The 6,681-nt window shown below is 61.6% G+C and carries 8 protein-coding genes and 1 pseudogene; 5 read left to right on the top strand and 4 right to left on the bottom strand.

Going from position 1 to position 6,681, the window contains the following annotated elements:
* A partial coding sequence (mobQ, locus tag EN893_RS08695) for a MobQ family relaxase (RefSeq protein WP_164900767.1) occupies positions 1-1,365 on the bottom strand: 1,365 nt, incomplete at its 3' end.
* Positions 1,366-1,547: 182 nt separating this feature from the next.
* Between mobQ and EN893_RS08690 the strand changes: the two genes are divergently transcribed.
* Together EN893_RS08690 and EN893_RS08685 are read left to right on the top strand one after the other, a co-directional pair.
* Positions 1,548-1,874: a conjugal transfer protein TraD gene (locus EN893_RS08690; protein ID WP_127266661.1), complete on the top strand. Its 327-nt coding sequence runs from the start codon at positions 1,548-1,550 to the stop codon at positions 1,872-1,874.
* Position 1,875: 1 nt separating this feature from the next.
* Positions 1,876-2,124, top strand: a complete 249-nt coding sequence (locus tag EN893_RS08685; RefSeq protein WP_127266660.1) for a conjugal transfer protein TraD — start codon at positions 1,876-1,878, stop codon at positions 2,122-2,124.
* Positions 2,125-2,622: 498 nt separating this feature from the next.
* On the opposite strand, the pseudogene EN893_RS40010 reads toward EN893_RS08685, so the two are convergent.
* A pseudogene (locus EN893_RS40010) lies at positions 2,623-2,826 on the bottom strand (AraC family transcriptional regulator N-terminal domain-containing protein); the annotation flags it as partial.
* Positions 2,827-3,283: 457 nt separating this feature from the next.
* Here EN893_RS40010 and EN893_RS08675 point away from each other — a divergent pair.
* The 3 genes from EN893_RS08675 (at position 3,284) to EN893_RS08665 (ending at position 5,011) form a co-directional block, all read left to right on the top strand.
* Entirely contained in the window at positions 3,284-3,790 is a 507-nt protein-coding gene (locus tag EN893_RS08675; protein ID WP_164748739.1) for an AraC family transcriptional regulator, read from the top strand.
* Entirely contained in the window at positions 3,777-4,271 is a 495-nt protein-coding gene (locus EN893_RS08670; protein WP_127266657.1) for a hypothetical protein, read from the top strand. Before EN893_RS08675 ends, EN893_RS08670 begins: the two co-directional genes overlap by 14 nt.
* Positions 4,272-4,411: 140 nt before the next feature.
* Positions 4,412-5,011 (top strand): HdeD family acid-resistance protein, encoded by a 600-nt coding sequence (locus tag EN893_RS08665; protein ID WP_127266656.1) that lies wholly within the window; start codon positions 4,412-4,414, stop codon positions 5,009-5,011.
* A 410-nt stretch (positions 5,012-5,421) separates the two neighbouring features.
* Here EN893_RS08665 and EN893_RS08660 read toward each other — a convergent pair whose 3' ends face one another.
* Complete coding sequence (locus EN893_RS08660) at positions 5,422-6,255, bottom strand: SDR family NAD(P)-dependent oxidoreductase (RefSeq protein WP_127266655.1); 834 nt, start codon at positions 6,253-6,255, stop codon at positions 5,422-5,424.
* Positions 6,256-6,398: 143 nt separating this feature from the next.
* Positions 6,399-6,681, bottom strand: a 283-nt coding sequence (locus tag EN893_RS39100) for a cupin domain-containing protein (RefSeq protein WP_281062473.1), incomplete at its 5' end; no start/stop codon positions are given.

Genomic DNA, 6,681 nt, shown 5'->3' with positions numbered 1-6,681 from the left:
CAACTGGCGCGTGCCGACCATGCCGGCCTCATCGATCACCAGGACATCGCGGGCGCTGAGCAGATCCCTGCCCTGTCCCCAGCTATGTTCCATGCTGGCGATGGTGCGTGACGAAATGCCTGAACCGCCCTCCAGATTCTCGGCGGCAATGCCGGAGAGTGCGGCGCCTCGAACCTCATAGCCCGCCGCTGCCCATGCCTGGCACGCAACGCCCAGCATGGCGCTCTTGCCCGTTCCGGCAAAGCCGACAACGACACCAAGACCGTGGCCATCGGTGATGTGCGCAAGTGCATCGATCTGCTCGCCTGACAGGACAAGCCCGCGTTGCGCAGCCTGCGCCAATGCTGCCTCACGATGTGCGTTACTCACCGCGTGTCGCTCGTCCAAATCAATACGTTCCGCAGCGCGGTGAAGGCGCTGTTCGGTCTCGATCATCTGCCGGGTGGTGAAACGGTTTTCGCCGCGCATGTCCTTGCCGAGTTCGACCAGATCGGGTGCGTTGCCGATGGCTGCCACTACCGCGTTGAACTGCTCCACTCCATCGCTGTGCCGATGCGCAAACTTCGCAATGTCTTTTCGGGTGAAGGTCGATTGCTGATGGGTGATGGCATCGAGCGCTACGGTTGGATCGGCAATGATGCGCGCACCATTGTTGCGCGCGATCTCGCGGTGCAGTTCGGCGCGATCTGCTTCACTATCGCCAGCAGCAAGGTCACTGCCCTCGATGCGTTGCGCTGGCGCACCAATCTGGGTTTGCGGCTCCAGGGCAATGCCCTGCGCTTCCAGACTGCGATGATCGATGCGGGCGTCGATGTCGAGTTCGGCCAAGCGTTCATTGGCAAGCTCCGCCCACCGCTCGCGCCAGCGCTCGACCAGCTGGGTAGCATTCCAGTCTCGAACCTTGGCGCCAAAGCCGTTCTCGTCCACGGACCGCATGGTGAGCATGACATGAGCGTGCGGTTTGGGGCTGCCATCCTCCGCCCTGTCCCAATGCACATTGAGATCGGCGACCATGCCCTGGCTCACAAACTCAGCCTGAACAAAGTCGCGCGCCAGTTCGATGCCTTGCGCCTGGCTGAGTTCTCGCGGGAGCGCAAACTCCACCTCGCGGGCGAGCTGGGCATCCTTGCGGACCTCGAACGCCTCGACATCGTTCCACAGCCTCTCGCGGTCGCGCCAGGCCTCCGGAGCATCCTCAGGCAGCATCACCTCGGAATGGACAACACCGCGCTTGGCCGAGAAATCGTGAGTACGTTCGATACGCCCGTCGCGCAGCCTCGAAGCCGAGCGGTAGGCCGCAGAAGCCAACGCGCTGCTGCCTGCCTTGCGGCCAATGATCTTGACGTGAAGATGATAGATCGCCATCGCGAGCAGATCATTTGCACGGCAAAGCGTACGTCGGCACGACGTATAAGCGCGCCCTCCCTCGAAAAATTCTCGGGATGGACCGGCGCGTCCCGAGCCGTCTCGGCAACCCTGAAGCCATCCGGCAGACGCTCGCCTATCATCGCTGCATCGACAATCAATGGAGATGATGGAGACAGCAGATGCGCAAGCCACGCGACTACGATGCGGAACTGAAGGCGCTGGAAGACAAGGCGCGAGAGCTCAGAACCAGAAAGGTCCAGCAGCTTGGAGAGCTGGTGATCGCCACCGGCGCCGACCAGCTCAGCACCGACGAACTGGCCGGCGCACTGGTTGCAATCGCCGAGACGAAAGAGACCGCAAAGCGTGAGGCATGGGCCAAGCGTGGGGTGATGTTTTTCGAGAGCGGCTCCCGGCGAACTGCTCCGGCATCTCAGCGCAACCCTCGCGGCACTCCAGCGCAACCGGGCGGCCCACAATCGCCGGCAGGCGGCTCTGGCTCGGCATGATATGCGCACCTGGCAGGTCGAGCGTCGCAAGCGCACACGGCAGCTCATCGAACTTGGCGGTCTCGTCGTCAAGGCGGGCATCGTTGATCTGACCAACGACGATCGCGCTACCATCTACGGCGCGTTGCTTCGGATCGCCGCCAAGCTGCAGAGCGATGAAGGCGAGCATGCGCGCAACCTATGGAATGCGAAGGGAAGGCAGGCGTTCGATGCTGAACGGCGTGAAGAGCGGATGGGACGTCGGGCTTAGCCACAGTTGGCGTGAGCAGCGACCGGTACGAAGCCGGGACAGCAGACTTCCGCCGGTGCGCCAGCGCCGACGCCACAGTCAAGCCCTTGCGAGAAGCTTTCGCGATCTTCGTCGCTATCGGAGACATTCTTCTCACGCGAGCCTTGATCCAGATGATGACAGGCGCAAGGCTTGCGCAGGCGAAACTCGTCAAAGCAGACGCTGCGTTATGAGCAAACTTCAAATGCCAGATCGTGTTCCCCTCGAAACGTCCCACGCCCCCAGATGCGATCATGCACACTGCGCGTTGAGAGAAACTCTATTGCCAGGATGCGAGCCAGTGGAATGGCTCTGCACAGCTGGAACGGGCGGAAAAGCGAGGGAAGCTTCTCGCTCTAGATGAGATCGGCAAAGGCATCCCAGCCGATGGGACGGCAGAGGCGAAACTTACTCTTGTCATGTTGCGCAAGAGGAGTGGATTTTGCGAACAAACGTACAACTGGCGCGGCTTGGCGAAGTTTCCCTGAGCCACTGAATGGCGATGCCGACCCCTGAAAGCGTGGTATCTGGGGTCGCCATATCCCGCAGCATCCAGCCGAGTGGCCCCTTCAGCACGTGGAAGAGAATTTCGCGCTGGTAGGCCGGGGCCAGGGCCGGAACCTGGTCCGGGCGCTCCATCAGGCTCAGCATGCGAAGCCAGGAATCGAGCAGTTCAGGTGTAACAGGGCGCGTCCTGCCCGATCGTGCTGCAAGCCGAGCCGATCGATATGGCGAAGCCGCGCGCGAAGAGCTTGGCGCACGACGAGTAAGAACCGGGGCGCTGGCTTCGAACATGAAGCCGCTGACCGGAGCGACCTCCGCTCGCTCTTCCGACGTTGGCTTGGCGCCTCGACCGCGGACGTCCGAGCGCCAGACGCTTGGCCGCAGGAAGGCTTCGCGGACCGCATCGGCAGGTTGTCTAAATCCAAAGCATGGGAATCCTAAGCGAGGGTACATGTTGCAAGACGATTGTACGAATTGAGCCGAGCACGGGTGACGTTCAGATTCACCGGGGTAACCGGACCGTCATTTCGGCGTGTTGAGCAGTCCTACTGCTGTCGCATCTGGGGAAAGGATCGACGATCCCCACGACGAGCGCAGCCGGCCCGGCCTATGCGGAATGAGACACAAGGGGCCGTGCATGTTCGACAATACGCCTGCGACTGATAACCCCGAACCCATGTCTAGAGGCATCTACGATGACGTGATCAGGCTTGCGGTCGCCGCCCGTTGGCTCGGACTGTGCGTTACCCAAAACGCGCATACCCCAGGAAATGCCCTGGTGAAATGGCGGCTGAAGCGGGCCTTATATGTCGAAGACCACATTGCTGACACGATCAGCCTTGGTAATCTCGCGGCTCAAGCGGGCCTGAGCAGGATGTATTCTGCAGCCCAGTTTCGGACGGCAACCGATCTTCGTCCGCACGAGTATGTGGTGCGCAGGCGGACCCATCACGCCAAGGTCGTGCTCGCCGAAAACACATACTCACTGGTCGAGGTCGCACTGAGCGTCGGCTTCCAGGCGCAGGCACATTTGTTCACCGTCTTCAAGCGTTTTGCCGGGGAAACACGTCGGCGATGGCGGGTGCTCTATGCGTTTCGCTCCCTTTACTCCCTCTCCAGGAGAGATGGCCATGAAATCCTGTAACCTGGTCGTTGCTGTGGTGACCGCTTACGTCGCGCTCGTCGCGGTTCCAGCGCGGCTTTATGCCCAAGAACTGCAGTGCCCGTCCGCGGCCGACCTCCACGTTTCCCCGCTAGAGGGCGAGGTCACGGGATTCGTTCCTAAAGGGCTCACGCTTGACCAGCCCGCCCAGTTGCAGACGGCAATCCAGCTTCTGCGGGAGCACGGAATGTCCAGCGACGATACGATCAACTACCTTATCGCGCTCTACTGTCCGGCCGTGTCGGCCAGTACCGACGGCAGCCACGAGGAGAAGCTCGAAAGAGTGAGACAATTCGCCGACAACGTTACGCGTCAAGTGCTTGCAGCCAACAGCATCCAGGACATCATCTACGACGTACCGCTACCTCCCTCCGTGGCGGCCGCGGCGGCAGTTCATGCGGGCGACGTCGGCCTCACCGTCGAACAATGGATCGCGACGACCGTCGAGGACGCTCTCAGGTAGCCGGCGAGCGGTCCATCCAGCGTTCTGAGGCGCTCAGCGATAAGCGCACCTCCTCGGGTATTCCGTGGTCGCCACGCGATCTTCTGGCCCTTGGCCAGATGCATCAAGCCTATCCGATCCAGCAAAGAAGGAGACCTGAAATGTTCGACACCACCATCAACCGCTCGCCCGGAGCGCCACTGAAGGAACTTCACGGCAAGTGGGGTTGGTTCGTAGCGCTTGGCATTGGACTTCTGGTCACCGGTGCGATTGCGGGCCTAAACCTCCTGCTCGCGACGCTCGTATCCGTTCTCTATATTGCCGCCATGATGATCGCCGGTGGCGTGATGCAGATCATCCACGCCTTCACGACTGGCAGCTGGGGCCGCCGCTTTCTCTACCTCCTGGCCGGACTGCTCTATGCGGCTGCCGGAGCGATCTCGGTCTACGATCCTGTCTTAACCGCCGTCGGCATTTCCCTGGTGCTCGGCGTCCTGCTCATTGCCGCTGGCACCCTTCGCATTGTTATTGGCTTGCAGCTTCGCAGCCAGGGTGGGTGGGGATGGATCGCCGGCAGCGGCGTCTTCACCGTCGTTGTTGGCATGTTCATTGTCGCCACTTGGCCTGCCGTTGGCCTGTGGCTCCTCGGCGCAGTTCTCACCGTCGACCTTTTGTTCCAGGGCGGCGGTTTCATTGGTCTTGGGCTATCCCTGCGTTCAAGACAAAAGCGTCGCATCAGCAGCCGATCCGTCGCCGCCTGACCTGCTACCCGCAAAGACAGACCCATAGATCCGACGAGATCTGCCAGTCTCCTGGCAGATCTCGGTTTGATTCCGGCGAACCGAACCGTTTGACACGGCTGCAACGCAGCCGCACTAGCCGAACATGGCGTACGTGCCGTCCACGCGTGACCCTACACCAGCAAGCACAACGCGAACGCCGCAGGGCCGTCCGAGTTGCGGCAGGACGTCAGGACTCACTCGTGAGAACGAAGATTGAGGCTAGACGCCCGGCAAAGCGACCATCCTAGCTGATCGCCTTCGCCTCTCGATCGACACACCAGCGGCCTCGCTCGAGACGGAGCTAGCTCCCACCTCTGTATCGTCCGCGCTAATTGGTCGGAAGCTTCTCCGGACAGTTTGACCGATCCCCGGACGAACTCGTGGAACGTTCACAGTGCGACCGTGCTGTAGGCGATATCCTTCCACGCGTCGAACTCCATACGCTGCGCGATCAGTTTTGACGTAATGGCCTCCCAACTGTCGGGGCCAAGTATAAGTTGCCGAGGCATGGTTTTAGCCATCACCAGACCGACAAGTATCTGTGCAATCCGATGGGGGTCGCTCGGCGCAAGGGCGCCATCTCTGTCGTTTTCCAGAAGATCCATGATGGCATGCGCCGGGGCATCGTAGCCCTCGATCCTCGGGCTCCGGAGATTGCGCGAGACTATGCCCGTCGGCATGCCCCCCGGCTGGACCGACATCACGCGTATGCCAAGCGGCGCGACTTCTTGCGTCAGCGCTTCAGTGAGCGCTTCGAGAGCGAATTTCGACGCGCTATAGTAGCCGAGGGACGGCATGGCGACGATGCCGTTGGTCGAGGAGATATTGATGATCGTCCCGCTTCCGCGTGCGCGCATGCCAGGCAGGGCAGCCCGTATGGCCGCGACCGCGCCAAACACATTGGTTTCGAATAGCTTACGAACTTTCTCGTCTTGCCCTTCCTCTATTAGGGCGAGGTAGCCGACCGCCGCATTGTTCACGAGTACGTTGATATGGCCATGCCATCCCTCGGCCGCCGCAACGGCCGCCTCTATTTCGGTGGTGCTAGTCAAATCCATCGATAGGGGCAGTACCGCGCCTGGATAATCCGCGGCCAGCGCGTCCAGGCGAGAGCTGTCCCGCGCCGTGACAGCCACGCGATGTCCGGCTCGCAGAGCCGCGTGCGCAATAGACGCGCCCAGCCCGCTCGATCCGCCGGTGATGAGCCAAACCGGTGTGTTCATTTGTGCTTTCCTTCTGGATGAAACACAGTGTTCAGCCCCGCTCCGTTCTCGCCCACCACTCGACCGAGAACGAGCCTACGCGCCAGGAGGAGAGTAGTCGGGGAGACGGCGATGGGTGACGCGGTCGGTTTCAGCCGCGTCCGTCACGGGGCGCCGGGCGCCAGAAAACCCGGTCTGGCCCTCAGACCGGCCACCGCCACCCTCGGCAAGCTTAGATTCGCCGCCAGCACGTCGACCGGATTGGCCGCTAGCCAGGCGGAGAGGTCGTTCGCCTCGTAGTGACCGTTATTGAACCCGACGAGGACCCGCAGGACTCCTGGCCCCGTGTTGCGGATATAGTGGCCGGAACCCATTGGCGCATAACCGATGTCCCCTGCCTCGAACTGCTCAATGACAACCTGTCCCTCGGCAAGGAACACCGCCATC

The sequence above is a fragment of the Mesorhizobium sp. M7A.F.Ca.CA.004.04.2.1 genome, from assembly GCF_004022825.1.
Lineage (GTDB): Bacteria > Pseudomonadota > Alphaproteobacteria > Rhizobiales > Rhizobiaceae > Mesorhizobium.
This window is presented reverse-complemented; position numbering and strand designations above follow the sequence as displayed.